This is a genomic window from Variovorax sp. MHTC-1 (assembly GCF_003984645.1).
Classification (GTDB): domain Bacteria; phylum Pseudomonadota; class Gammaproteobacteria; order Burkholderiales; family Burkholderiaceae_C; genus Variovorax.
The window spans coordinates 257393-282300 of sequence record NZ_RWKI01000007.1; the positions used below are offsets into that span (position 1 = coordinate 257393).

At 67.9% G+C, this 24908-nt stretch carries 28 protein-coding genes; 15 read left to right on the forward strand and 13 right to left on the reverse strand.

Features of this window, described 5'->3' with window-relative positions; genetic code table 11:
• Positions 1-4 precede the first annotated feature (4 nt).
• The 3 genes from EJI01_RS14855 (at position 5) to EJI01_RS14870 (ending at position 3182) form a co-directional block, all read left to right on the forward strand.
• Positions 5-1156: an ATP phosphoribosyltransferase regulatory subunit gene (locus tag EJI01_RS14855; protein WP_126837915.1), complete on the forward strand. Its 1152-nt coding sequence runs from the start codon at positions 5-7 to the stop codon at positions 1154-1156.
• Positions 1157-1176: 20 nt separating this feature from the next.
• Complete coding sequence (locus EJI01_RS14860) at positions 1177-2508, forward strand: adenylosuccinate synthase (RefSeq protein ID WP_126837916.1); 1332 nt, start codon at positions 1177-1179, stop codon at positions 2506-2508.
• A gap of 149 nt (positions 2509-2657) precedes the next feature.
• Complete coding sequence (locus tag EJI01_RS14870) at positions 2658-3182, forward strand: phosphoribosyltransferase (protein ID WP_126837917.1); 525 nt, start codon at positions 2658-2660, stop codon at positions 3180-3182.
• 4 nt (positions 3183-3186) lie between these two features.
• Here the strand turns inward: EJI01_RS14870 and EJI01_RS14875 are convergent, their stop codons facing one another.
• Both EJI01_RS14875 and EJI01_RS14880 read right to left on the reverse strand, forming a co-directional pair.
• A complete protein-coding gene (locus EJI01_RS14875; RefSeq protein ID WP_126837918.1) occupies positions 3187-3630 on the reverse strand; it encodes a VOC family protein in 444 nt (147 codons plus the stop codon).
• 71 nt (positions 3631-3701) lie between these two features.
• Positions 3702-4520: a helix-turn-helix domain-containing protein gene (locus EJI01_RS14880; RefSeq protein ID WP_126837919.1), complete on the reverse strand. Its 819-nt coding sequence runs from the start codon at positions 4518-4520 to the stop codon at positions 3702-3704.
• 48 nt (positions 4521-4568) lie between these two features.
• On the opposite strand from EJI01_RS14880, the gene EJI01_RS14885 reads away from it, so the two are divergent.
• Complete coding sequence (locus EJI01_RS14885) at positions 4569-5762, forward strand: PLP-dependent transferase (RefSeq protein ID WP_126837920.1); 1194 nt, start codon at positions 4569-4571, stop codon at positions 5760-5762.
• Positions 5763-5831: 69 nt separating this feature from the next.
• Positions 5832-6035, forward strand: a complete 204-nt coding sequence (locus tag EJI01_RS14890) for a hypothetical protein (RefSeq protein WP_126837921.1) — start codon at positions 5832-5834, stop codon at positions 6033-6035.
• Between the two features lie 79 nt (positions 6036-6114).
• Here the strand turns inward: EJI01_RS14890 and EJI01_RS14895 are convergent, their stop codons facing one another.
• Positions 6115-6747 (reverse strand): arylesterase, encoded by a 633-nt coding sequence (locus tag EJI01_RS14895; protein ID WP_185878926.1) that lies wholly within the window; start codon positions 6745-6747, stop codon positions 6115-6117.
• 38 nt (positions 6748-6785) lie between these two features.
• On the opposite strand from EJI01_RS14895, the gene EJI01_RS14900 reads away from it, so the two are divergent.
• Both EJI01_RS14900 and rlmB read left to right on the forward strand, forming a co-directional pair.
• The gene (locus tag EJI01_RS14900) at positions 6786-7490 is read left to right on the forward strand and encodes an ABC transporter ATP-binding protein (RefSeq protein WP_126837922.1); all 705 of its coding nucleotides are present in this window, start codon (positions 6786-6788) and stop codon (positions 7488-7490) included.
• A 21-nt stretch (positions 7491-7511) separates the two neighbouring features.
• Positions 7512-8264, forward strand: coding sequence for a 23S rRNA (guanosine(2251)-2'-O)-methyltransferase RlmB (gene rlmB, locus EJI01_RS14905; protein WP_126837923.1), 753 nt, complete (start codon positions 7512-7514; stop codon positions 8262-8264).
• 14 nt (positions 8265-8278) lie between these two features.
• On the opposite strand, the gene EJI01_RS14910 is transcribed toward rlmB, so the two are convergent.
• The 7 genes from EJI01_RS14910 to EJI01_RS14940 form a co-directional block, all read right to left on the reverse strand.
• Positions 8279-8590 (reverse strand): hypothetical protein, encoded by a 312-nt coding sequence (locus EJI01_RS14910; protein ID WP_126837924.1) that lies wholly within the window; start codon positions 8588-8590, stop codon positions 8279-8281.
• A gap of 66 nt (positions 8591-8656) precedes the next feature.
• Positions 8657-9037, reverse strand: coding sequence for an Hsp20/alpha crystallin family protein (locus EJI01_RS14915; protein WP_221885673.1), 381 nt, complete (start codon positions 9035-9037; stop codon positions 8657-8659).
• A gap of 14 nt (positions 9038-9051) precedes the next feature.
• Positions 9052-9489, reverse strand: a complete 438-nt coding sequence (locus EJI01_RS14920; protein WP_126837979.1) for an Hsp20/alpha crystallin family protein — start codon at positions 9487-9489, stop codon at positions 9052-9054.
• A 121-nt stretch (positions 9490-9610) separates the two neighbouring features.
• A complete protein-coding gene (locus EJI01_RS28555) occupies positions 9611-9781 on the reverse strand; it encodes a SoxR reducing system RseC family protein (RefSeq protein WP_139191699.1) in 171 nt (56 codons plus the stop codon).
• Positions 9782-9872: 91 nt separating this feature from the next.
• Positions 9873-10838, reverse strand: a complete 966-nt coding sequence (locus EJI01_RS14925) for an aldo/keto reductase (protein WP_126837926.1) — start codon at positions 10836-10838, stop codon at positions 9873-9875.
• A 21-nt stretch (positions 10839-10859) separates the two neighbouring features.
• Positions 10860-11459: a chromate transporter gene (locus EJI01_RS14930; RefSeq protein ID WP_126837927.1), complete on the reverse strand. Its 600-nt coding sequence runs from the start codon at positions 11457-11459 to the stop codon at positions 10860-10862.
• 248 nt (positions 11460-11707) lie between these two features.
• Positions 11708-12295 carry a chromate transporter gene (locus EJI01_RS14940; RefSeq protein WP_126837928.1) on the reverse strand — a complete coding sequence of 196 codons (588 nt, stop codon included), beginning with the start codon at positions 12293-12295 and terminating at the stop codon, positions 11708-11710.
• Positions 12296-12372: 77 nt separating this feature from the next.
• Here EJI01_RS14940 and EJI01_RS14945 point away from each other — a divergent pair, with 77 nt between their 5' ends.
• Complete coding sequence (locus tag EJI01_RS14945) at positions 12373-13263, forward strand: YihY/virulence factor BrkB family protein (protein ID WP_126837929.1); 891 nt, start codon at positions 12373-12375, stop codon at positions 13261-13263.
• Between the two features lie 16 nt (positions 13264-13279).
• Here EJI01_RS14945 and EJI01_RS14950 read toward each other — a convergent pair whose 3' ends face one another.
• Entirely contained in the window at positions 13280-13825 is a 546-nt protein-coding gene (locus EJI01_RS14950; protein ID WP_126837930.1) for a DUF924 family protein, read from the reverse strand.
• A 105-nt stretch (positions 13826-13930) separates the two neighbouring features.
• On the opposite strand from EJI01_RS14950, the gene EJI01_RS14955 reads away from it, so the two are divergent.
• The 3 genes from EJI01_RS14955 to EJI01_RS14965 all read left to right on the forward strand — a co-directional run bounded on the left by EJI01_RS14955 (position 13931) and on the right by EJI01_RS14965 (position 16534).
• A complete protein-coding gene (locus EJI01_RS14955) occupies positions 13931-14380 on the forward strand; it encodes a CHRD domain-containing protein (protein ID WP_126837931.1) in 450 nt (149 codons plus the stop codon).
• A gap of 44 nt (positions 14381-14424) precedes the next feature.
• Positions 14425-15642, forward strand: coding sequence for a DUF3734 domain-containing protein (locus EJI01_RS14960; protein WP_126837932.1), 1218 nt, complete (start codon positions 14425-14427; stop codon positions 15640-15642).
• A 109-nt stretch (positions 15643-15751) separates the two neighbouring features.
• Positions 15752-16534 (forward strand): 3-hydroxybutyrate dehydrogenase, encoded by a 783-nt coding sequence (locus EJI01_RS14965; protein WP_126837933.1) that lies wholly within the window; start codon positions 15752-15754, stop codon positions 16532-16534.
• Here the strand turns inward: EJI01_RS14965 and EJI01_RS14970 are convergent.
• Positions 16524-17486, reverse strand: coding sequence for a helix-turn-helix domain-containing GNAT family N-acetyltransferase (locus EJI01_RS14970; protein ID WP_126837934.1), 963 nt, complete (start codon positions 17484-17486; stop codon positions 16524-16526). The two genes, EJI01_RS14965 and EJI01_RS14970, sit on opposite strands and share 11 nt — an antisense overlap.
• 154 nt (positions 17487-17640) lie before the next feature.
• Between EJI01_RS14970 and EJI01_RS14975 the strand changes: the two genes are divergently transcribed.
• From EJI01_RS14975 to EJI01_RS14985, 3 genes are all read left to right on the forward strand, one after another.
• Positions 17641-19974 carry a YgiQ family radical SAM protein gene (locus EJI01_RS14975; protein WP_126837935.1) on the forward strand — a complete coding sequence of 778 codons (2334 nt, stop codon included), beginning with the start codon at positions 17641-17643 and terminating at the stop codon, positions 19972-19974.
• Between the two features lie 200 nt (positions 19975-20174).
• Positions 20175-21086, forward strand: a complete 912-nt coding sequence (locus EJI01_RS14980) for a DMT family transporter (RefSeq protein ID WP_126837936.1) — start codon at positions 20175-20177, stop codon at positions 21084-21086.
• A gap of 70 nt (positions 21087-21156) precedes the next feature.
• Complete coding sequence (locus tag EJI01_RS14985; RefSeq protein WP_260602460.1) at positions 21157-22029, forward strand: hypothetical protein; 873 nt, start codon at positions 21157-21159, stop codon at positions 22027-22029.
• Here the strand turns inward: EJI01_RS14985 and EJI01_RS14990 are convergent, their stop codons facing one another.
• A complete protein-coding gene (locus EJI01_RS14990; RefSeq protein ID WP_126837938.1) occupies positions 22030-22476 on the reverse strand; it encodes a universal stress protein in 447 nt (148 codons plus the stop codon). It lies immediately after the preceding gene.
• 197 nt (positions 22477-22673) lie between these two features.
• Between EJI01_RS14990 and EJI01_RS14995 the strand changes: the two genes are divergently transcribed.
• The gene (locus EJI01_RS14995; protein WP_260602461.1) at positions 22674-24776 is read left to right on the forward strand and encodes an esterase-like activity of phytase family protein; all 2103 of its coding nucleotides are present in this window, start codon (positions 22674-22676) and stop codon (positions 24774-24776) included.
• Positions 24777-24908: the final 132 nt, after the last annotated feature.

Here is a 24908-nt window from a genome sequence, read left to right on the forward strand (position 1 = left end):
CCCCATGTCCGCCTGGGTCCTCCCGGATCACATTGCCGATGTGCTGCCTTCCGAGGCGCGCCACATCGAAGAACTTCGACGCCAGCTGCTCGATACCGCCCGTGGCTATGGTTACGAGCTGGTGATGCCGCCTCTGCTCGAGCACCTGGAATCCCTTCTTTCGGGTACCGGCGAGGCGCTCGACCTGCAGACCTTCAAGCTGGTCGACCAGCTGTCCGGGCGCAGCATGGGCCTGCGCGCCGACACGACGCCGCAGGTCGCGCGCATCGATGCCCACCTGCTCAACCGCCGCGGCGTGGCGCGCCTGTGCTACTGCGGGCCGGTAGTGCACACCCGGCCCGACCGCCCGCACGCGACGCGTGAGCCGCTCCAGTTCGGCGCCGAGATCTACGGCCACGCGGGGCTCGAAGCCGATACCGAAGTCCTGCTTCTCGCGCTCGACAGCCTGCATGCGGCCGGCGTGCAGGGCCCCGTCATCGTCGACCTGGCCGACGCACGCATCGTGCGTGCGCTGTTCGCCGGCGTGCCGGTCGATGCTGCGGCCATCGCGCGCGTGCATGCGGCGCTGGCAGCCAAGGACTCGAGCACCCTGCGCGAGCTCACGGCCGACTTTCCCGTGGCGTCGCGCGACGGGCTGCTCGCGCTCGTGCAGCTCTATGGCGATGCGTCGGTGCTCGAGGAGGCCGATCGCGTGCTCCCGGCCTCCGCCGGCGTGCGCACCGCGCTGTCGGACCTGAAGCAGCTGGCAAGCCGGCTCGACGGCGCCCGCGTCAGCTTCGACCTGGCGGACCTGCGCGGCTATGCCTACTACAGCGGCATGCGCTTCGGCATCTACACCGACGGCGCCAGCGACGCTCTGGTGCGCGGCGGCCGCTACGACGAGGTCGGCGCCGTGTTCGGCCGCAACCGACCGGCGGTGGGCTTCAGCCTCGACGTGCGCGAGCTGGTCGGCGTGCTGCCGGCGCGGCCGCTGCGCGCCGCCATCCGCGCGCCCTGGAGCGACGGCGCGGGCCTCGGCAAGACCATCGCCGAGCTGCGCAGCCGGGGCGAGACCGTGGTCTGCGTGCTGCCCGGCCACGAAAGCGAAATCGACGAATTCCACTGCGACCGCGAGCTCGTCGAGCGCAACGGCCAGTGGACCGTGCAAGCCATCTGAATCTTCTTTATCGGAACATCATGAGCGTTACCACCGGACGAAACGTGGTCGTCGTCGGCACCCAATGGGGCGACGAGGGCAAAGGCAAACTGGTCGACTGGCTGACCGAGAGCGCGCAGGGCGTCGTGCGCTTTCAGGGCGGCCACAATGCGGGCCACACGCTGGTAATAAACGGCGTCAAGACCGCGCTGCACCTGATCCCGAGCGGCATCATGCGCCCCGGCGTCAAGTGCTACATCGGCAATGGCGTGGTGCTCTCGGCGGCCAAGCTGTTCGAGGAGATCGAAGGGCTGGAAAAGGCCGGCGTCGAAGTGCGCTCGCGCCTGCGCATCAGCGAGGCCTGCCCGCTGATCCTGCCTTTCCATGCGGCGCTCGATATCGCGCGCGAGACCTACCGCGAGAAGGGCGGGGTCGAGAAGATCGGCACCACCGGCCGCGGCATCGGTCCGGCCTACGAAGACAAGATCGCGCGCCGCGCGCTGCGCGTGCAGGACTTGAAGCACCCCGAGCGCTTCGCCGCCAAGCTGCGCGTGCTGCTCGACCTGCACAACCACGTGCTGACGCAGGTGCTGAGCGCGCCGGCGATCGAGTTCGACGCCGTGTACGACGAGGCGATGCGCCATGCGGAGCTGCTCAAGCCGATGATGGCCGACGTCTCGCGCGAACTCAACGACGCGCACCGCGCCGGCGCCAATCTGCTGTTCGAAGGCGCGCAGGGCACGCTGCTCGACGTCGACCACGGCACCTACCCGTATGTGACCTCCAGCAACTGCGTGGCCGGCAATGCGGCCGCCGGCTCGGGCGTCGGCCCGGGCATGCTGCATTACGTGCTGGGCATCACCAAGGCCTACTGCACGCGCGTCGGCGGCGGGCCGTTCCCGACCGAGCTCGACTGGGCGACGCCCGGCACCGTCGGCTATCACCTGAGCACGGTCGGCGCCGAAAAGGGCGTGACCACCGGCCGCAGCCGCCGTTGCGGCTGGTTCGACGCGGCGCTGCTCAAGCGCTCGGCGCAGGTCAACGGGCTCTCCGGCATGTGCATCACCAAGCTCGACGTGCTCGACGGCCTCGAGGAGCTGCAGCTGTGCACCGGCTATCAGCTCGACGGCGAATACACCGACATCCTGCCGATGGGCGCCGACGAGATCGAACGCTGCACGCCGGTCTACGAGAAGCTCGAGGGATGGAGCGAGAGCACGGTGGGAATCACCCAGTACGACAAGCTGCCGGTCAATGCGAGGCTTTATCTGCAGCGCATCGAACAGGTCACGGGCGTACCGATCCACATGGTGTCGACCAGCCCCGACCGCGATCACACGATCATGATGCGCCACCCCTACCTAGCAGATTGAATGACGCACACCCCCAGACTGCGCGCACTTCGTGTCGCTCCGCCAACCCCCTTGCAGGGGGGAACACCAGCGGCCCGGCAACGCCGGTTCCGCGGTGTTTCCCGCGAAGATATCGAGACCCGCACCAAAGCAATGATGGAGAAGAGCGCATGTTGACCGAAGACGGCAAACACCTCTACGTGAGCTATGACGAGTATCACAACCTGATCGAGAAGCTCGCGATCAAGGTACACCAGTCGGGCTGGGAGTTCGACACCATCCTGTGCCTGGCGCGCGGCGGCATGCGGCCGGGCGACGTGCTGTCGCGCATCTTCGACAAGCCGCTGGCGATCATGTCCACCAGCTCCTACCGCGCCGATGCCGGCACGATCCAGGGCCACCTGGACATCGCGCGCTACATCACTACGCCCAAGGGCGAGATCGCCGGCAAGGTGCTCCTGGTCGACGACCTTGCCGATTCCGGCCACACGCTGCACGCGGTGGTGGAGATGCTCAAGAGCAACTACACGCCCATCACCGAGCTGCGCAGCGCCGTGCTCTGGACCAAGGCACTGTCGACCTTCACGCCCGACTACTCGGTGGAATACCTGCAGACCAATCCCTGGATCCACCAGCCCTTCGAGAGCTATGACTCGATGGGGCCGGAGAAGCTCCTGGAGAAGTGGTCGGTCTGAAAGCTCACTCGGCCTTCAGCATCGCCGTGTAGCGCCGCTGCATCTCTTCGGTCGATACCTCCTCGATGCTGTGGCCGACGTTCCAGCGATGCCCGAAGGGGTCGCGGAACGAGCCGGAGCGCTCGCCGTAGAACTGGTCCTGTATCGGGATCTCGAGCGTGGCACCGGCCTTCAGTGCGCGCTCGATCACTGCATCCGCGTCGTCGACGTGCAGATGGATGGTGACCGCGGTGGCGCCGATCGACTTGGCGCCGAGGATCCCATACTCCGGAAACTCGTCGCTGAGCATCAGCGTGGCGCCGTCGAAGTCGATCTCGGCATGGCCGATGCGGCCGCTGGGCTCGGTCAGCCTGAACTTCTCGCGCGCGCCGAACACCTCGCCGTAGTAGGCGATCGCCGCCGCGGTGTCGTGCACGCAGAGGTAGGCAAACAGTTCGTGGGTGGCCATCGTGTCTCCTATGGTGGGCTGGTCGCGATTCTGCGCATGTTGCACGCTCGCCGTCTTGAACGAAATTGACCTCAGGCCCGCACGTGATTCGGCGAATCGGGCGAGGCGCGGGCGTAGGACCGCGGCGTCATGCCGGTGATCTCCAGGAAGTCGCGATTGAAGTGGGGCTGGTCGCTGTAGCCGGCCTGCAGGGCGAGGTCGATCCAGGGGAGGGTGTCCCTGCGGGTCCATGCTGCCATCACGCGCTGGAAGCGCAGCACCCGTTCCAGGCGCTTGGGAGGGAGCCCGGCAGCGTCCCGGAACAGCGCGATGAAACGCCGGTGGCTGTAGCCGCTTGCGGCCACCAGTTCGCGGATGGGCGCGCCGCCGCCGAGCCGGGCCAGCGCCTGCGCGATGGCGGGGTGCATGGCTTGCGGGCGGGTCCGCAGCCGCTCGGTCAGCAAGGCTTCGAATACGGCGAGCTGCGCTGCGAGGGTGCCGGCCGCATGAACACGTTCGAGCACCTCCTGCACGGCAGCAGCACCCCAGAGCGCATCCAGCGGCGTGTGCCGCTCGGCCAGTTCATGCGCGGGCAGGCCGAACAGCGCGCGTGCCGCGCCGGGCTGCAGCTGCACGCCCACCGAGCGGCTCGGGACGGACACGTCGCGCGCGTAGAAGGACGAGCGTGTGCCGCCCACGATCGCATAGCCCACCGTATAGCCCGCGCGGTCCGCACCACCGGCGAACAGCCGCAGCGGCGGACCGGAAAGCCGAAACACCAGGTGCATGTCGCCCGTCGGCAGCACGTGTTCGCGCAGCGTCGTATTCGACGCTTCGGCGGCGGGCTCCATCGCCCACATCGATCGGACGTAGGAGCGTAGCCAGAGGCCGGGTGGGCGCGTCAGCAGCATCGGGCCATTGTCCGGCACCCGGCTTTTCGCGTCGACTAGCATGGCGGCATGCGAAAGCCCATCACCGACCTGATCCACCATCCCTACACCCCGCCCGCGAAATTCGCCGCGCCTCAGCCCGGCGTGTTCAAGGCCTCCACCGTGTTCTTCGCCGACGTCGCGGCGATGCGCGCGCGCGACTGGAAGACCAAGGCCGGCTACACCTACGGCCTGCACGGCACGCCGACCACCTTCACGCTCGAGGAGCGGCTCGCCACGCTGGAAGGCGGCACCGAATGCCTGCTCGCACCGAGCGGTCTGGCGGCCATCGCACTGGTCGCCTTCGCCTTCCTGAAGACCGGCGACGAGGTGCTGATCCCGGACAACGCCTACGGCCCCAACAAGGCGCTGTGCAGCGGCGAACTGGCCAACTTCGGCATCACCCACAGGCTGTACGACGCGATGAATCCGGCCGATCTCGCGGCCAAGCTGTCGGATCGCACCAGGCTGGTCTGGGTCGAGGCCGCGGGTTCGGTCACCATGGAATTTCCGGATCTGCCGGCGCTCGTGGGCGCCTGCCGCGCGCGCGGCGTGATCACGGCGCTCGACAACACCTGGGGCGCCGGTCTTGCCTTTGCGCCTTTCGACTTCAACGGCAGCGGGCAGGGTGTCGACATCTCGATCCAGGCGCTCACCAAGTACCCCAGCGGCGGCGGCGACGTTCTGATGGGCAGCGTCATCACGCGCGACGAGCGCCTGCACCGCGCGCTCAAGCTGAGCCACATGCGCATGGGCTTGGGCATCGGCGTCGGCGACGTCGAGACGGTGCTGCGCTCGCTGCCGAGCATCGCGCTGCGCTACCAGGCGCACGACCGCAGCGCGCGCGAACTCGCGGCCTGGCTCGACGGCCGCGCGGAGATCGCGCAGGTGCTGCATCCGGCGCTGGAGGGCTCGCCGGGCCATGCGCACTGGCTGCGCTTGTGCGGCGCGAGCGACCTCGCGGCCGGCCTGTTCTCGGTGGTTTTCGACGCTCGCTACAGCGCCGAGCAGGTCGACCGTTTCTGTGACAGCCTGAAACTTTTCCGGCTCGGCTATTCCTGGGGTGGGCCGATCAGCCTGGTCGTGCCCTACGACATCGGCCTCATGCGCGATGCCAGCGTTGCGCGCTGGCCGCACAAGGGCACGCTGGTGCGCTTTTCGGTCGGGCTGGAGGACGTGGACGACCTGCGCGTCGACCTCGATCAGGCCCTCGCGGCTCTCTGAACCGCGCCGGTTATCGCGTACAGTCGGACACGCGCAGTCATCGTGACTGCCTCGCCTCAAGGAGAAGCAGTGGCAACACCCAATTACGGCTACGAGAAGCGCCAGAAGGAGTTGGCCAAGAAAAAGAAGAAGGAAGACAAGCTGCGGGAAAAGGCTGCCCGCAAGCTCAGTCCGAGCAGCGAAGGCCTGGCCCAGGGCGATCCGGAAACCGACGTGGCCTCGCTGGAGCACGACCCTCCCACCATCCCGACGCTGCCGACCAAGAACGGCTGATCCGTTCCGGGCCCGGATTCACGGCACCCACGAAAAAGCCGCCGCGGGCAGGGCCTGCGGCGGCTTTTTCCTTCTCAGATCACTTGCCGGCGAGCAGCTTGCGCAGCGCCGGCCACACGTTGTCCAGCATGCGCGGCTGCGCCGCTGCCGTCGGATGGATGCGGTCGGCCTGGAACAGGCCCGCCGCGTCGGGGCCGTCCGCCACGCCTTTGAGCAGGAAGGGCACCAGGGCCGCCTTGGTGCTGCCCGATACCTTGGTGAAGACCGCCTCGAAGCGCCGTGTGTAGTCGCTGCCGTAGTTGGGCGGGACCTGCACTCCGACGATCAGCACCTGCGCGCCTGCGGCCTGGGCCGCCTTGGTCATCTGCGTCAGGTTGTCCTCGGTCCCGGTGAGCGGCAGGCCGCGCAGCGCATCGTTGGCGCCCAACTCCAGCACCACGTGCGTCGGTTCGTGCTGGGCCAGCAGGCCGCCAAGCCGCGCCCGGCCGCCCGCAGTGGTGTCGCCGCTGATGCTGGCGTTGATCACCGTGGCGGCGATCTTCTGCTCGGCCAGCCGCTTCTCCAGCAGCGGGACCCAGCCCTCCCCGCGCTTGAGGCCGTATTCGGCGGAAAGCGAGTCGCCGACGACGAGAATCACGGGCTTCCTGCCGGCCGCCGTCTGGGCCTGGGCATGCAGCCATGACCCCGCACTGCCGGTCAGTGCAGCGCTCAAGATAAAGTGACGTCGATTCACCACGCGAAAACCTTTCAATGTCCAGCACCCGATCCGAAGAAGCAATTGTTGCCGTCGAACATGTTTTCAAGTCTGTCACCGACTCCGCCGGCACGCTGGACATTCTGCAGGACATCGACTTCACGCTGGGCGCCCGCGAGACGGCCGCCATCGTCGGCGCCTCGGGCTCGGGCAAGAGCACGCTGCTGTCGATCGTCGCCGGCCTCGACACGCCCACCCGCGGCACTGTGAAGCTGGCGGGCGAGGACCTGTTCGCGATCGACGAGGACGAGCGCGCCGCGCTGCGCGCCCGCAAGGTCGGCTTCGTGTTCCAGAGCTTCCAGCTGCTCGGCAACCTGAGCGCGCTCGAGAACGTGATGCTGCCGCTCGAACTGGCCGACCGGCGGGACGCACGCAAGTCCGCGACCGAGATGCTCGGCCGCGTCGGCCTCGGGCAGCGCCTGGGCCACTATCCCAAGGTGCTCTCGGGCGGCGAGCAGCAGCGCGTGGCGCTGGCGCGCGCCTTCGTCGTGCAGCCTGCGCTGCTCCTGGCCGACGAGCCCACCGGCAGCCTCGACTTCGCGACCGGCGAGCAGGTGATGCGGCTGATGTTCGACCTCAACCGCGAGCTCGGCACCACGCTCGTGCTCGTCACGCACGACCGCGGTATCGCCGCACAGTGCGAGCGCCGCATCACGATCGAGGCCGGGCGCGTGGTCCCCGGTGACGAGAACGGCGTCTGACCCCGGCTCGATAATCCTCGGATGTCTTCCCCCAAAGTGATCTTCGGCTTCCATGCCGTGGGCGTGCGCATCAAGACCGCGCCCAAATCGGTGATCGAGGTGCTGTTCGACGCCAGCCGGCGTGATGCGCGCATGCGGCAGTTCGTCGCCCGCGCCCAGGAGGCCGGCGTGCGGCTGGTCGAGGCCGACGGCCTGCGCCTATCCAAGCTCAGCGGCAGCCACGGCCACCAGGGCGTGGCCGCGCGCGTCGAGCCGATCCAGCAGACTCATTCGCTCGACGAATTGCTCGAAGGGCTGGAGGCGGCCGGCACGGTGCCCCTGCTGCTGGTGCTCGACGGCGTCACCGATCCGCACAACCTGGGCGCCTGCCTGCGCGTGGCCGACGGCGCGGGCGCGCACGCGGTGATCGCCCCCAAGGACCATGCGGCCGGCATCAATGCCACCGTGGCCAAGGTCGCGAGCGGCGCGGCCGAGACGGTGCCGTACTTCATGGTGACCAATCTCGCGCGCACGCTGGGCGAGCTCAAGGAGCGCAACATCTGGTGCGTCGGCACCAGCGACGACGCGCCCGGCACGCTCTACCAAAGCGACCTCAAGCGTCCTCTGGCGCTCGTATTGGGCGCCGAGGGCGAGGGCATGCGGCAGCTCACGCGCAAGACCTGCGATGAACTGGTGAGCATTCCGATGGCCGGCGCGGTCGAGAGCCTCAACGTCTCGGTCGCGAGCGGCGTGTGTCTCTACGAAGCGATGCGCCAGCGAAGTCTCGTGACTTAGGCCTGTGAACAGCCCTAAAGGCTGACGAAGCCGGTGTTGCCCGTGTGGTCGCGGGAGCTCCAGTCGTCGACCCAGTCCCTGGCCTTGCGTTCCAAGGCGTCGCAGGCCTGCGCCTCGTCCGCAAAGCGGCCCGACAACGCGACGCGGCACAGGTGAGCGCCTTCTCGCCACAAATCGGCATGTCCGGCCGTCTGGCCATCGGCCCCCAGGGCACTCAGGCAGACGCGAATCTCCCAATCCGCATAGACGAAGCGTTTGACTTCGCCGTCTTCGTTCATGATTTCCTCGCTCAAGATCTCTTTGCTTCGATGGCCGAACTGATCCATGCGGAAGCTTAAACCTTCCGCATGGATCGCGCGCTACGCCTCGACCGCCGCCGGCGGTCGGAGTGCTCAGGCAACCTTGACGTCGATGCGCCGCGGCTGCGCCTGCTCCACCTTGGGTATGCGCAGCGTCAGCACGCCGTTGGCAAGCTCGGCCGAGACCTTCTCGGTGTCGAGCTCCTTGCTCAGCGTGAAGACGCGGTGGAAGCGCGCGAGGCCGACCTCGGCATGGCTCGACTGCAGGCCTTCGGGGACGCTCAGGTCCGACTCGGCGTCGATGGTGAGCGTGTCGGACTCCACCTGGAGCCGCAGCTTGTCCTTGGAGACGCCCGGCAGGTCGGCATAGAGCGTGATGCCGGTGCTGTCTTCCACCACGTCCACCGGCGGCGTGAGCGCCGCCTCGCCGTAGCCCGCCTTGTCCTTGCGGGCGAGGGTGTCAAGCTCGTTCATGGCAAGTGCTCCTTTCATTGGATGGCAATGCGACGGGGCTGCGCGGAAGCGCGGCGCTGGATCGTGATGTGCACGATGCCGTCGCGGTACTTTGCGTCGACGGCATCCGGGTCCGCGTCTTCCGACAGCGTGAGAACGCGGCGGAAGCTGCCCGCGAAACGCTCGTGGATGTGCACGGTGGAAGGCGAGTCGTCTTCCGGCAGCAACGACTTGCGCTCGCCCGCAATGGTCAGCAGGCCGCGGTCGAGCTGAATCTCGAGCGTGGCCGGATCAATGCCGGGAGCGAAGGCGTAAATTTCTACCGTTTGCTGCGTGCCGCCGACGTTCAGGGCCGGGAAACCGCCGCGGCCCAAACCTCGGATGCTCGGAGACAGATCGAAGGCCTGCTGCATTTCGCGTTGCAGGCGATCCATCTCGGCGAACAGATCGCGCGGGAACAGGGATCGATACATGGCGAAACCTCCATTTGGCTGATGAGACAAACGGAGCGCCGGAGACACCTCCGGCGCTTCCGGTGAAGGAGGTAGGAGCGATCCGCGCGGATTTCAAGAGGGGCGACGAAGCGCCAAACGCTCAGGAGGGATCCTTGCTGCGCGTGCGCCCCACGGCGGTGAAGATGCCGATGCCAAGCAGGATGAGCGCACCGATTCCAATATAGAGCGTCGGCACGCCGGCTACCGAGGCGCCCCAAGCCACGCCGGCCAGGAAGATCAGAAAACCGATCAGGTAGAGCGCAAAAGACATGGTTCTCTCTCCGATGTTTGGATCGAGCCAGTGTGTCCGGGGAAACGGCCGGGCAGGGCGGCTGGCGCCGCCAATGCGTGTCGGAGGGTGCCTACCGTTGCGTGCTCTCGACGCTTGCGGCGTCGAGCGCGGCGATGGTTTCGGCATCGAGCGCGAGGCTGGCGGCGGCCACCAGTTCGTCGAGCTGCTTCTGCGAAGTGGCGCTCGCGATCGGTGCAGTGATTGACGGGCGCGCGATCTGCCATGCGATCGCGACCTGGCCCGGCGTCGCGCCGTGCGCCCTGGCAGCCGCATCGAGCGCGGCCAGGATGCGCAGGCCGCGCGGGTTGAGGTACTTCTTCGTTGTGTTCGCGCCGCGCGCGCTCTTGGCGGCGTCGGCCTCGCTGCGATACTTGCCCGTGAGGAAGCCCGCCGCCAGCGCATAGAAATTGATCACGCCGACGCCGCGTTCGAGGCACAGCGGCTCCAGCGCGTCCTCGAACACGGCGCGATCGTAGAGGTTGTAGAGCGGCTGCAGGCTCTCGTAGCGCGGAAGGCCTTCGCGCTCGGCGACGTCGAGCGCCTCCGCCAGCCGCGGCGCGCTGTAGTTCGAGGCGCCGATGGCGCGCACCTTGCCGGCCTTGATCAGCTCGGCGAAGGCACCGAGCGTGTCGGCCAGGGGCGTCGCGGCATCGTCGTCGTGCGATTGGTAGAGGTCGATGTGGTCGGTCTTGAGGCGCTTGAGCGACGCATCGACCGCCTCGCGGATGTAGGCCGGCGAAAGCCCCTTCCTGCCTTCGCCCATCGGCTTGCCGACCTTGGTCGCGAGCACCACGCGGTTGCGCTTGCCGGTCTGGCGCAGCCACTTGCCGATGATGGCTTCCGATTCGCCGCCGCTGTGGCCGGGTACCCAGCTCGAATAGACGTCGGCGGTGTCGACGAAGTTGAAGCCGGCATCGAGCCAGGCATCGAGCAGCCGAAACGACAGCGGCTCGTCGACGGTCCAGCCGAAGACGTTGCCGCCGAAGGCCAGCGGCGAAACTTGAAGGCCGGAACGGCCGAGGGAGCGAAGTTGCATGTTTGTTTCCCTGGGGGCGGCTTACACGAAGCCCAGCGCGCCCAGGAGCGCGCCGGCGCCGAGCAGCCACAACAGATGGATGCGGGTGCGCCAGACGATAAATGCTGCGACGCCGGTGAGCAGCCAGAGGTGCCAGGCGGGCGCACCGCCGCCATGGTTGCCGGAGGCGAGCACCCAGCCGGTGGCGATCAGCAGGCCCACCACCACCGGCGCCATGCCCTGCTTGAAGGCGCGCACCTCGCGCCGCGTGCGGTTGCGATGACCCCAGCGTGTCGCGACGTAGGTCAGGGTGGTGCTCGGCAGCATGATGCCGACCATCGTGACCGCGAGGCCGAGCAGGCCGAGCCCCCAGGCCCGCGGGCCGGCGCCGATGCCGCCGCCGGCATTGAGGCCCACGTTCCATCCCATCAGCGCGACGAAGAGCACGTTGGGCCCCGGCGCGGCTTGCGCGATGGCGACCGAGGAGCTGAACTGCGCCTCCGTCAGCCAGCCATGCTGGGCGACCAGGTAGCGGTGCATGTCGGGCACGGTGGTGATGGCACCACTGATCGAGAGCATCGACAGCAGCAGGTACTGGCCGAAAAGGGCCAGCCAGTCGTGCCAGTCCATCACGATGGTCATATGGCCGCCCCCACGCTCGGCACTGGCGTGTCCTCGCTGCCCCCCGAGGGGGCTCTCGCGTCTTGGGGCGGCCCGGCGATGGTCATATGGCCCCCACGCTCGGCACTGACGTGTCCTCGCTGCCCCCCGAGGGGGCTCTCGCGTCTTGGGGCGGCCCGGCGATGGTCATATGGCCCCCACGCTCGGCACTGACGTGTCCTCGCTGCCCCCCGAGGGGGCTCTCGCATCTTGGGGCGGCCCGGCGATGCTCATGCTCCGATTCTTTTCCAGGTCCACATGCAGGTCACGCCGCCCACCGCCAGCAGCACCCACCCGAGCGGAATGCGCGCGAACGCGATGGCACCGAAGACCAGAGCCACGAAGCCCAGGCAGACGCCGAAGCCGAGCGGATGCCGGCGCAGCGCCGGGATCAGCTTGATGCCCGTGGCGGCGATTAGTCCGCCGGCGACCGCGCCCATGCCGCGCAAGGCGCCGGCCACCTGCGGATTGCCGGCGTAGTGGGCATAGAGCACGGCCAGCGCGAGGATCACGACCAGCGGCACCGCCAGCATGCCGGCTACCGCGGCGACGGCGCCGCGCAGGCCGAAGTAGCGGTCGCCGATCATCAGTGCCAGGTTGATGACGTTCGGCCCCGGCAGCACCTGGGCCACCGCCCAGTCCTCGAGGAACTCGTCGGCCGTGAGCCAGCGTTTCTTCTCGACCATCTCGCGCTGCACGATCGCGAGCACGCCGCCGAAGCCCTGCAAGGCGAGCCAGGTGAACGAAACGAAGAGCTCGCCGATGGATCGGGGTTGCGGTCGGTCGGGCGCCGCCGCATCGGTTGGGGCCGGGTGCATCGCGTCCGATTATGGGCGCAGAGCAACCGCGCCGTCTGCCGACACGCCGGAGCTGCACATGCTGCGACACTGGCGCCATGCAGCCGCGCGAACTCTTCGATCTCTGCAAGCAGGCGGTGATGTCCTGGAAGGCCGACTACGCGCCGAGCATGGGCGCGGCGCTGGCCTACTACACGGTGTTCTCGGTGGCGCCCCTGCTGCTGATCGTGATCTCGGTCGCCGGCCTGGCGTTCGGCCAGGAGGCGGCGCGCGGCGAGATCATGACGCAGCTCTCGGGCCTCATGGGCGAGCAGGGCGCGCGGGCGGTGCAGGGCATGCTGGAGGCCGTCAACAAGCCGAAGGAAGGCATCGTCGCCACCGTGATCGGCATCGCCTTGCTGGTGATCGGCGCGACCACGGTATTCGGCGAGCTGCAGGACGCGCTCGACCGCATCTGGCGCGCCCCCGCGCGCGACGAGAGCACGGGCCTGCTGAACCTGGTGCGCGTGCGCCTGCTGTCCTTCGGCATGATCATGGGCATCGGCTTCCTGCTGATGGTGTCGCTGGTGGCCAGCGCGGCGCTGGCGGCGCTCAGCAAGTGGTGGGCGCCCGTCTTCGGCGGCTGGGCCATGCTGGCGCAGGCGGTCAACTTCGTCTTCAGCTTCGCGATGGTGACGGTCGGCTTCGCGCTGATCTACAAGATCATGCCCCGCGCGCGCGTGCAATGGCGCGACGTCTGGGTGGGCGCCGCGGTCACCGCGCTGCTGTTCACCGTGGGCAAGCACCTGATCGGCCTCTACATCGGCAAGAGCAGCGTGGCTTCGGGATACGGCGCCGCGGGCTCGCTGGTGGTGGTGCTGGTGTGGGTGTACTACTCGGCGCAGATTTTTCTGCTCGGTGCAGAATTCACCTGGGTCTACGCGCACAAGTACGGGTCGCTGCGGAACGTCGAGCGGCCGGATGCGCCTTCCTCGCCGACGCGGGCCTAAGGCCTGTCAACAGGCCCTAACCCGCGAAGCCGCCATCGTCGAGAAACTTCTGTTCCTCCGCCGTGGTCTCGCGGCCCAGCGCCTTGTTGCGATGAGGGAAGCGCCCGAAGCGCGCGATGATGTCCCGGTGCAGCACCGCGTAGCGCTGCGTGTTGGCATCGAGCGCGGCGTTCAGCTCGACCGAGCGCTCCTGGTCCTCGAGCGACTCGGAATGCATGAAGGGCAGATAGAAGAAGGGCCGCAGCGCGGCGTCGACCTGCTGGTCCAGGCCCGTTGCGATCGCCGCGCGTGCAATGGCGCGCGCCTTGCCGTCGGTGGCGAACATGTGGCCGCTGTTGCGCCACGCGTTGCGCGGGAACTGGTCGAGCAGCACCAGGAGCGCGAGCGCGCCTTCGGCGTCGTGAGCCCAGGCATCGAGCGCGCCGGCGGCGGCGGCATGGTGGGCGGCCTCGAAGCGCGACTTGAATTCGGCATCGAAGGCCTCGTTCTTGGCGAACCATCGTTGCGGTCCGGCTTCGGTCCAGAAGGTCGCGACATCGTGGGCTGAGGGCAGGGATTTCATGGATCCGATGATGCCATCGGGCGCCGCGAAGTCGGGCTCGTGGCCGACACGCCGCGCGCCGCGCGCTGTCTATGCTGGGCGCTCTTGAAACTGACGGAGATCGCAATGAACAGATATGGCACCCTCTTGCGCATGGCCCTCGTGGCTGGCGCCGCGACGGCGGTACTTGCAGGCTGCGGAATGATGTCGAGGTCGAACACGGCGAGCTTCAGCGGCAGCATGAACGCCGCCAGCCAGGTGCCGCCCAACATGACGCGCGGCAGCGGCCTGGCCGAAGCCTGGCTGAACAAGGACACCAACGTGCTCAAGTACAAGATCGTCTATACCGGCTTGAGCGGTCCCGCCACAGCGGCGCACTTCCACGGCCCGGCCTCCGCCGGCGCCAATGCCGGCATCGTGCTGCCCTTCGCGAATCCCGCCAGCCCGATCGAGGGCCAGGCGACGCTGACGCCGGCCCAGGCGGCCGACCTCATGGCCGGCAAGTGGTACGCCAACGTCCACACGGCGGCCAATCCGGGCGGCGAGATCCGCGGGCAGTTGCTGCCGAAGATGTAGCCCTGCGAGACGCGGCGGCGCCGCGCATGGTGTCAAATCGATCCATGCCCGCCGCCAAGAAAACGAACTCGTTCGCCTCGCGCCCCTCGCGCACTTCTACCCCCCGCGTCGACATCACGACCGCCAAGAAAGCCCTGGTGCTCCAGGGTGGCGGCGCGCTGGGCGCTTACCAGGCGGGCGTGTACGCCGGCGTCTTCGAGAAGCACAAGGAGCTCGACTGGGTGGCCGGCGTGTCGATCGGCGCGGTCAATGCCGCGCTGATCGCGGGCAATGCGCCCGAACTGCGCGTGGCCCGCCTGCGCGAGTTCTGGGACCTCGTTTCCTCCGGTCCGGCCCAGCGCCTGCCGCCGGGCTGGGGCGACCGCGCGCTGTTCAACCAGTGGAGCGCGACCTCGGCCGCAGTTTTCGGCGTGCCGGGCTTCTTCACGCCGCGCCGCAGTCCGGCGCTGCTGCTCGGCGGCGCGGCGCCGGTACTGAGCTACTACGACACCGCGCCCTTGAAGTCCACGCTCGAGCGGCTGGTGGATTTCGACCGCCTCAACGACGGCGAGATCCGCTTCAGCGTCGGCGCGGTCAACGTACGCAGCGGCAACTCGGTCTATTTCGACAACAGGAAGCAGCGCATCGGCCCCGAGCACATCATGGCCAGCGGCGCATTGCCGCCCGGCTTTGCTCCGGTGCACATCGATGGCGAGGACTACTGGGACGGCGGCATCGTCTCCAACACGCCGCTGCAGTACGTGCTCGACACGCATCCGCGCAGCGAGCCGCTGATGGTGCTGCAGGTCGACCTGTTCAGCGCCCGCGGCACGATGCCGCGCACGCTGGCCGAGACCCTGGAGCGGCAGAAGGACATCACCTACTCGAGCCGCACGCGCATGAACACCGACGCCATGGCCTCGAACATGAACCTGCAGCAGGCGGTGGCCGACCTGATCGCCAGGCTGCCGGCCTCGCTGCAGAAGGACCCCAGCGTGGCCGCGGTGTGCGCCCAGCTGACGCACCAGCCGATCGAGATCGTGCACCTGATCTACCGCGACAAGCCCTATGAGCTCGACTCCAAGGACTACGAGTTCTCGCGTGCCTCGGTCGACGAGCACTGGGAGTCCGGCATGCGCGATATCTGCAACACGCTGGAGCACCCGGAGTGGCTCAGGAGCGCCTCGCAGGCCAACGGCGTGACCACCTTCGACCTGGCCGTACCCAACGCGCCAAAGGTCCGCCGTCCAATGCGGGTGCCTGCCATTCCGGCGGCGAATTGACGCGGCTCCTGGTCAGCTTCGCCCAAGACTCGAGGCGCACGCTTCGCGTCGCAGGCACACAGCTTGTACGCGCCTTCCCTCTCTTCACCTTTCATCCCAAGGAGATCCCATGCAACTCAAGGACAAGGTCGCTTTCATCACCGGCTCGGCCAGCGGCATCGGCAAGGAGATCGCCATCCTGTTCGCGCAGGAAGGCGCGAAGATCGTGATCGCCGACCTCAACAAGCAGGCGGCCGACGCCACTGCCGCCGAGCTCGAGGAAACCGGTGCGCAGGCGATCGGCGTCGGCGTCGACGTCACCAGCGAACAGCAGGTCGATGCGGCCGTCGAGGAAGCCGCCAAGGCCTTCGGCGGCATCGACATCCTGATCAGCAATGCCGGCATCCAGATCGTGCATCCGGTGGAGGAATTCAGCTTCGCCGACTGGAAGAAGATGCTGGCCATCCATCTCGACGGCGCCTTCCTCACCACCAAGGCCTGCCTGAAGCACATGTACGCGCAGGGCCGCGGCGGCAGCGTGATCTACATGGGCTCGGTGCATTCCAAGGAAGCCTCGCTGCTCAAGGCGCCCTACGTCACCGCCAAGCACGGCCTGATCGGCCTGGCCAAGACGGTGGCGAAGGAGGGTGCCAAGCACGGCGTGCGAGCCAACGTGATATGCCCGGGCTTCGTGCGCACGCCGCTGGTCGAGAAACAGATTCCCGAGCAGGCGAAGACGCTGGGCATCACCGAGGAACAGGTGATCAAGAACGTGATGCTCAAGGAGACGGTGGACGGCGAATTCACAACCACCGACGATGTGGCACGCGTGGCGCTGATGTTCGCTGCCTTCCCGACCAATGCGCTCACCGGCCAGTCGCTCGTCGTGAGCCACGGCTGGTTCATGCAGTGAGCTTGAGCTCCCAGGTCTCGCCGACCAGTTGCTGGCCGAAGCCCACGTAAGGCTCGGACTTGACGAGCTTGAAGCCGCGTGCGGCATAGATGCCGCGTGCGGCGACGAGGCAGCTGTTGGTCCACAGCACCATCTTTTTGTAGCCCTTGTGGCGCGCGAAGGCGATGCATTCGTCGGTGAGCCGCGCGCCGAGGCCCAGGCCGCGCGCCTGCGGCGTGAGGATCAGCAAGCGCAGTTGCGCCACAGTGGCCGACTTGCGCGCCAGGAACACGGCGCCGACGCGCTCGCCGTCGAGCTCGGCAATCCAGCAGCGCTCCCATTCGGGCTGGAACTTGCGCAGGAACTGGGCCGCAATCTCGGCCACCAGCGCCTCGAATTCGCTGTTCCAGCCGTACTCGCGCGCATAGATCTCGCCATGCTGCTGCACCACCCACCCGATGTCGCCGGGGCCGGGGTCGCGCAGCACGGCGGTGCGCGGCTTGGTCGGCGAATTCGCCGCGGGTTCGATCAGCGCCTGCACCGTATGCATCGCATCGATCAGCTGGCGCTGCTGCGGCGCGGACAGCGCCGAGAGCAGGGCGCGCGCCTCGTCGCGCGACTTCTGCTGCAGCGGTGCGAAGGCCGCATGGCCCGCCTCCGTAAGGCGCAGCAGGCTCTGGCGGGCATCCTTCGGATGCGTTTCCCGCGTGAGCCAGCCTGCGCCTTCGAAGCGGCGCAGGATGCGGCTCAGGTAGCCGCCGTCGAGGCCGAGGTCCTTGCCGATCTCGCTCGCCACCGCGCTTTCGCGGTGCGCCAGCTCGTAGAGCACGCGCACGTCGGTCAGCGACATGGCGCTGCCCAGGTAGGGATCGAGGGCGCCGATGCGGCGCGTGTAGAAGCGGTTGAACTGGCGCACCGCCTTGACGGCGGCCACGTCGGAGGAGGGAGGCGATTCGACAGACATGATTGCCATTGTCAGTTGAATAGTTGACCGAGGCAAGTATCTGACGAGTCCTGGCTGCACGCCCGCCAAGGCCTTTAGGGCGACAGACCCACCCCGAACCCGTAAAATCGCGGGTTGCCCGAAACGGGCCACCGCGGCATGTCCTGCCGCCACGCCTCCCCCGATGAACGCCCCTGTCGACGTCTCCTTCTTCCAGCGCGCTGCGAAGCCGCTCTCCAGCTACCGCAAGTACTGGGCAGCCCGCTTCGGCACGGCGAAATTCCTGCCCACCTCGCGAGCGGAGATGGATGCGCTCGGCTGGGACAGCTGCGACATCGTCATCGTCACCGGCGACGCCTACGTGGACCACCCGAGCTTCGGCATGGCGGTGATCGGCCGCATGCTGGAGGCGCAGGGCTTCCGCGTCGGCATCATCGCCCAGCCCGACTGGCACAGCGCCGAGCCCTTCAAGGCACTGGGCAAGCCGAACCTGTTCTTCGGCGTGACCGCCGGCAACATGGATTCGATGATCAACCGCTACACCGCGGACCGCAAGATCCGCAGCGACGACGCCTACACGCCCGGCGACGTCGGTGGCCGGCGGCCCGACCGGGCGGCCATCGTCTATTCGCAGCGCTGCAAGGAAGCCTGGAACGAGGTGCCGATCGTGCTCGGCGGCATCGAGGGCTCGCTGCGCCGCATCGCGCACTACGACTACTGGCAGGACAAGGTGCGCCGCTCAATCGTGGTGGACGCCAAGTGCGACCTGCTGCTCTACGGCAATGCCGAGCGAGCCATCGTCGAGATCGCGCATCGCCTCGCTGCGCGCGAGCCCGTGGCGCAGATCACCGACGTGCGCGGCACGGCCTTCGTGCGACGCGACACGCCGGAAGGGTGGTTCGAGATCGATTCGACCAGCGTCGATGAGCCCGGCCGCGTCGAAGCTCATGTGAATCCGTACCTCATGGTTTCGGAGCAGGCCAAGGCGAACGGCGCGACCTGTGCGAAGGAGGACGAGGCGCAAGCAGTGGCTGCCGCGGCCGAGGCGGCTGCTGCGGTCAGCCCTGCGATCAAGCCGCTGAACTTTGTCCCCAATCCGGCCTTGCAGGGTCGCAGCAAGCTCAAGGTCCCGCCACGCGACCGCTCCGTGATCCGCCTGCCTTCCTACGAGCAGGTGCGCGCCGATCCCGTGCTCTACGCCCACGCCAACCGCGTACTGCACCTCGAGACCAACCCCGGCAACGCGCGCGCCCTGGTGCAGGCGCATGGCGAAGGCACGACCGCGCGCGATGTCTGGATCAACCCGCCGCCGATCCCGCTCACCACGGCCGAGATGGACCACGTGTTCGACCTGCCGTATGCGCGCAGCCCGCACCCGCGCTACGCCGACGAACACGGCAGCCACGACGGCGCGACCAAGATTCCCGCGTGGGAGATGATCCGCTTCAGCGTGAACATCATGCGCGGCTGCTTCGGCGGCTGCACCTTCTGCTCGATCACCGAGCACGAGGGCCGCATCATCCAAAGCCGCTCGGAAGATTCGATCATCAAGGAGGTCGAGGCGATCCGCGACAGTGTGAAGGGCTTCACCGGCACCATCTCCGATCTCGGCGGGCCGACGGCCAACATGTACCGCATCGGCTGCAAATCGCCCGAGATCGAATCGGCCTGCCGCAAGCCCAGCTGCGTGTACCCGGGGATCTGCCCGAACCTCAACACGAACCACGATCCGCTGATCAAGATCTATCGCCGCGCGCGTGCGCTGAAGGGCATCAAGAAGATCCTGATCGGTTCCGGCCTGCGCTACGACCTGGCTGTGCAGTCGCCCGAGTACGTGAAGGAGCTGGTGCAGCACCACGTGGGCGGCTACCTCAAGATCGCGCCTGAGCACACCGAGCAGGGGCCGCTCACCAAGATGATGAAGCCCGGCATCGGCAGCTACGACAAGTTCAAGCAGATGTTCGAGAAATTCAGCGCGGAGGCGGGCAAGAAGCAGTACCTGATTCCGTACTTCATCGCCGCGCATCCAGGCACCAGCGACGAGGACATGATGAACCTCGCGATCTGGCTCAAGAAGAACGGCTTCCGCGCCGACCAAGTGCAGACCTTCTATCCGTCGCCGATGGCCACCGCGACGGCGATGTACCACACCAACAAGAATCCGCTGCGCAAGATCACACGCGAGAGCGAAACCGTGGACATCGTGCGCGGCGACAAGCGCCGCCGGCTGCACAAGGCCTTCCTGCGCTACCACGATGCCAACAACTGGCCGCTGCTGCGCGAGGCATTGAAGAAGATGGGCCGCGCCGACCTGATCGGCAACGGCAAGCACCACCTGATCCCGACCTATCAGCCGCTGACCGACGGCAGCTACCAGAGCGCGCGGCGCAAGAACTCGACCACGGTCGCATTGAAGCCCGTACAGCCCGTCAAGGGCCGCATCCTCACGCAGCACACCGGGCTGCCGCCGCGCGACAACGGCGCCGGGCGCGGCAAGCCGGCGCGCAAGGCGCGCTGAGTGCGCCGCGGTTCTTTATGATCCGCGCAATGCAGATCCACCGTTCTCCCCCTTCGCCGACCCTCGCCTGAGGTGTTGCGCCGCGAGCGCTGCGCCTAAGGCCCGCATGGGTGGCCGTCTTCGCTCCTTCGTTGCGAGCGCGGGCGGCCGGCGTAAGGACGCCTGCCGCCAAGAGCGCGGCAGGACTTGGAGAATTTTTCATGAACGAAAGAATGTTCGCCGGCCTGGCGTGGGGCGGCGTGTTGCTTGCCGGCGCCTTGTGGGGCGGCGGCGCGCTGGTGGCGCAATTCCTGATCGAGGGCGGCATCGCGCCGCAAAGCCTGTCGCTCGCACGCTTCGCGCTCGGCCTGCCGCTCTTGTGGTGGTGGCACTGGCGCGCACGCGAAATGCCGCGCGTGCAATGGCGCGAACTGGCGTACCGCGAGCGCGGGCAGGTGGTCGCCACCGGCGTGGCGATGGCACTCAACGTGAGCTGCTGGTTCGCCGGCATCGCCCACCTGGGCGCGGCACTGCCGACCGTGATCTCGATCTGCGGTGCGCCTGTGATCGTGGCTGCCGTGTCGCTGCTGCGCGGCTACGAGCGCTTCGGCGGCCGCCTGCTGGCGGGGCTGGTGCTGGCGTCGGCGGGCGTCGCGCTGGTCGTCTGGCCGTCGGCCGGTCTCGGCGCGCTGCCCGCTGGCTACCTGGCGGGCCTGGCCTGGTCCTTCGCTTCGGCCTGCTGTTATGCGCTTGTCGTCCTCGGCAATGCACGCATGCCGGTTCGCCTGCCTGCCGTCACCGCATCGGCTTGGGGCATGAGCGTGGCGGCGCTGTGCATGCTCGTTGCCGCTGTCTCGGCCGGCTTGACGTGGCCGGCCGGCGCGATGCAATGGCTCGGCGTGGGCTACACCGGCGTGGTGACGACCTCCGTCGCCTATCTCGCCTTTGCCTGGGGCGCACGGCGCCTGTCGCCCACGGCCGCAGTGGTCGGCACGCTGATCGAACCGCTGGTGGCCGCCGTGCTGGCGGCCTGGCTGTTCGAGCAGGCGCTCGCACCGCGCCAGTGGCTGGGCGCGCTTCTGCTCGGCGCGGCCATGTGGCTCCTCGCGCGACGCGGGCGCGCCGGAAGCTGAAGGCCAAGCCGTTGTATGGTGTGGTCCCATGAACCGCCATTTGGCCGCTTCGTGTCGCTGCGCCTCTCGCATGGCTCTGTGCATTGCGTGGGGTGCTTGGGCGCTCGGCGCGCAGGCGGGCCCGCAAGAGGCCGGTTCTGCGCAGGGCTTGCGCGAGCTGCACCACAAGCTGGCCGACCAGCTCGCGCGCAGCCCGATGAAGCGGCCCCTGCACCTGGAATCGGTCGAAACGGAGAACGGGCTGCAGGGCGATATCTACGCCGTCGTCGACCACCCGCTGGAAGACGTGCGCGCCGCACTCGCCAACGCATCGCAGTGGTGCGAGATGCTGCTGCTGCACGTCAACAACCGGCGCTGCCGTGTGGCCCGGCGGCCGGATGGCGACGTGCTCACGCTCAGCGTGGTGCGGCGCTACGACAAGCCGGTGGAGCAGGCCTTCGAGCTCGACTTCGTCCATCGCACGGCCAGCAGCACGCGCGATTACCTCGCGGTCGACCTGGCGGCGGAGGCGGGGCCGTTCGGCACCAGCCGCTACCGCGTGATGCTCGAAGCCACGCCGCTCGGCGCGCGCCAGACCTTCCTGCATTTCGGCTATGCCTACGAGCACAACATGATGGCGCGCTACGCCACCATGGCCTACCTCGCGACCTTCGGCAGCCACAAGGTGGGCTTCACCGTGGTCGGCAAGAGGCCCGACGGCCAGCCCGAATACATCCGCGGATTGCGCGGCCTGATGGAGCGCAACGCGATGCGCTACTTCCTCACCCTCGATGCCTATCTGGCCGGTCTCGGGGTGCCGGCGCCGGAGCGCCCGGAGAAGCGCCTGCAGCGCTGGTTCGAGGCCATCGAGCAGTATCCGGCCCAGTTGCACGAGATCGACCTCGCGACCTACCTCGCGCACAAGCACGACGACCGGCAGCGCGATTCCGGCGCCGTGCGTTGATCAGCGCAGCACCAGCACCGGCGTGTGCGAGTGCGTCAGCACATGCAGCGTTTCGCTGCCCATCAGCAGGCGCTGGATGCCGCGCCGGCCGTGAGAGGCCATGACGATCAGGTCGCAGCGGTAGTTGCGGGCGGCTTCGATGATGGCTTCCGAGACCAGCTCGGACTTCATGACGACGGCCTTGATGCTCTCGACGCCCTTGGCGAGCGCCTTTTCCTTCACGGCATCGACCACGCGCTGCGCTTCGGCATCGGCCTGCTCCTGCAGTCGCGTGACTTCCATCTGGTTCAGCAGCAGCGAGCCTTCGAAATAGCCGGTGGGGTAGTGGTGCACCACCTTGACGGCGACCAGCTCGGCTTTCATCAGGATGGCCAGGTCGATCGCGCTGGTCACGGCTTGTTCCGAGAGCTCGGAACCGTCGGTGGCGACGAGTATGCGTTCATACATGGCGGTCTCCCGGGCGGGAGGGGCCCCGCCCCTGCGTGCAGGTTAATGCGCGGGCCGGCGCCGGGCAAGGCATCCGGCTTGATCTAGATGGGCCAGCCTAGGGCCTGAAGAGGCCCGTCGTTTCACCGCAGCGTCACAAATCTTCGCCTTAATCCTCGGGCTCACGCGTGGTGCGCGGGCGATTCAGCAGGACAACAATGAACAAGCGATCGAGGATGGGATGGCTGGCGGCGATGGCGGCTGGCGTGGTGGTGACGGCATGCGGCGGCGGGGGAAGCGGTGGCGGGTTCGCGCCGCCGCCGTCGGGCGGTGGAGATGCACCGCCCGCAGCCAAGAGCGTCACCGGCGTATTCCTCGATTCCGCCGTCGAAGGGCTGGACTACGTGGCGGGCTCGTCCGCCCAAGCCGAGACCTCCGCCAAGGGCGAGTTCGTCTGCAAGGAAGGCGAGACGGTGCGCTTCAGCCTCGGTGCGCTCGTGCTCGGCAGCGCGACCTGCGGTGCCGCGATCACGCCGCTCGCGCTGGCCAACCTGCAAGCCACGGCGGCCGACGTGAAGGCCGACAAGGTGGTCAATCGCCTGTTCGCGCTGCAGAGCTTCGACGAGGACGGCGATCCTTCCAACGGCATCAAGATCACCGATGCACTGAAGGCGGCGCTCGCGGCCGGCGTGCTCGACTTCGATGCCGAGGCCGGCGCCTTCGACGCCAAGCTCGGCACGCTGCTCGCGGCATTGCCCAGCCCTTACAGCGCACGCGTGGTCGATGCCAGCCGGCGCCTCCTGGCGCGTGAACATTTCGAAAGCACGCTGGCCGGCAACCTAGGTACGCCGGTGACCGAAGCTTCGACGCAGACCAACGCGCTCGGCAGCATCGCAGTGAACGTCACACGCCGCCAGCTGCAGGCCGACAAGAAGTTCTACGTGCCCTACGAAGGCAGCAACGAGAAGACCCGCGCCGAGTTCGCGGACGGCTTCCTGCCCGCCTACGGCTCGGGCCTGGCCTTCAAGGGCACGGCAGCCGACGGTGCGCTGGAGTTCTACGCCATCACCGACCGCGGCCCCAACGGCGACGGTCCGACGGCGCCCGTGCCCGGCGGCGGCGGGGTCACCAACATCAGCAAGGTGTTCCCGGCGCCGTCCTTCGCGCCGAGCTTCGGCATCGTCACGGTCGGCAAGAACGGCGCGCTGCTGCAGTCGAGCACGCCGCTGAAGCTCGATGCCGCGCGCAGGCTCACCGGCCTGCCGCCGCAGTCGGGCGTGGGCTCCACGGGCGAGACGCCGCTGACCGAGAACTACGTGTTCGATGCGGCCAAGGCCGGCTTCGACGCCAACGGACTCGACCCGGAGACGATGGTGCTCGACAAGGCCCGCAACGTGCTGTGGACCAGCGACGAGTACGGCCCCTTCATCGCGCGCATCAACATCGCCACCGGCGTGGTCGAGAAGAAGTACGGCCCCGGCGCCGGCGTCGCGGACCTGCCCGCGGTGCTCTCGCAGCGGCGGCCCAACCGCGGCATGGAGGGCCTTGCGCTGGACGCGGCCAGCGGCAGGTTGCACGGCTTCCTCCAGAGCCCGATCGACCCGAAGGACGGTGCCGGCAAGTCCATCAAGGCGAGGCCGCCCGGCGGCAGCAACACCGACGTGCGCCACATTGCCAGGTTCGCACGCTGGCTCGAGTTCGACCCGGCCACCGAGACCTCGAAGATGTATGCCTACCCGATCGATGGCAGCCAGTACGACAAGGACCGCACCGGCAACGCCAAGCTCGGCGACATGGTGAGCCTGGGCGGCGGGCGCTTCATCGTGATCGAGCAAGGTGCGCGCAAGAGCGACGCCAAGGTGTTCAACAAGTTGATGCTGGTCGAGATCCCGGCCGACGCGACCGACATCGCCGCGCTGGACCACAACCTCGAGATCAGCAGCATCACCCAGGCCGTGTCGGGCGCTGCCGACTGGTCCACCGTGGTCCCGATGAAGAAGACCGAGCTGCTCGATCTCAACGCGCTCGGCTGGCTGGCCGAGAAGGCCGAGGGCCTCGCCTTGGTGGACGAGAACACGCTGGCGCTGGTCAACGACAACGACTTCGGCCTCGGCACCATGCTGCTGGACGCCAACGGCCAGCGCGTGGCCGGCAGCGTGGAAGACTGCACCGTCGATGCCTCCGGCGCGATCGTCAGCGGCTGCCCTGCCGGCGTGGTCGGCGCGCGCATCACGCGCGGCAGCGAGCTGGAGCGGCCGACGCGCATCTGGCTGCTTCGCTTCGAGCGCAAGCTTGCCGATCTGCGGCTGCCTGCACCCTGAGTCTGGAAATTTAAGGTTCCGTGAGGGATTGCATAAGCAATTCTTAGCGGCGCCGCGCGGGCGCGATTCCTAGACTTCTTCTCCAGCAGGCCGGTGCGCGGTGCACCGGCCGCTCCACTCGAGAAGAAGGAC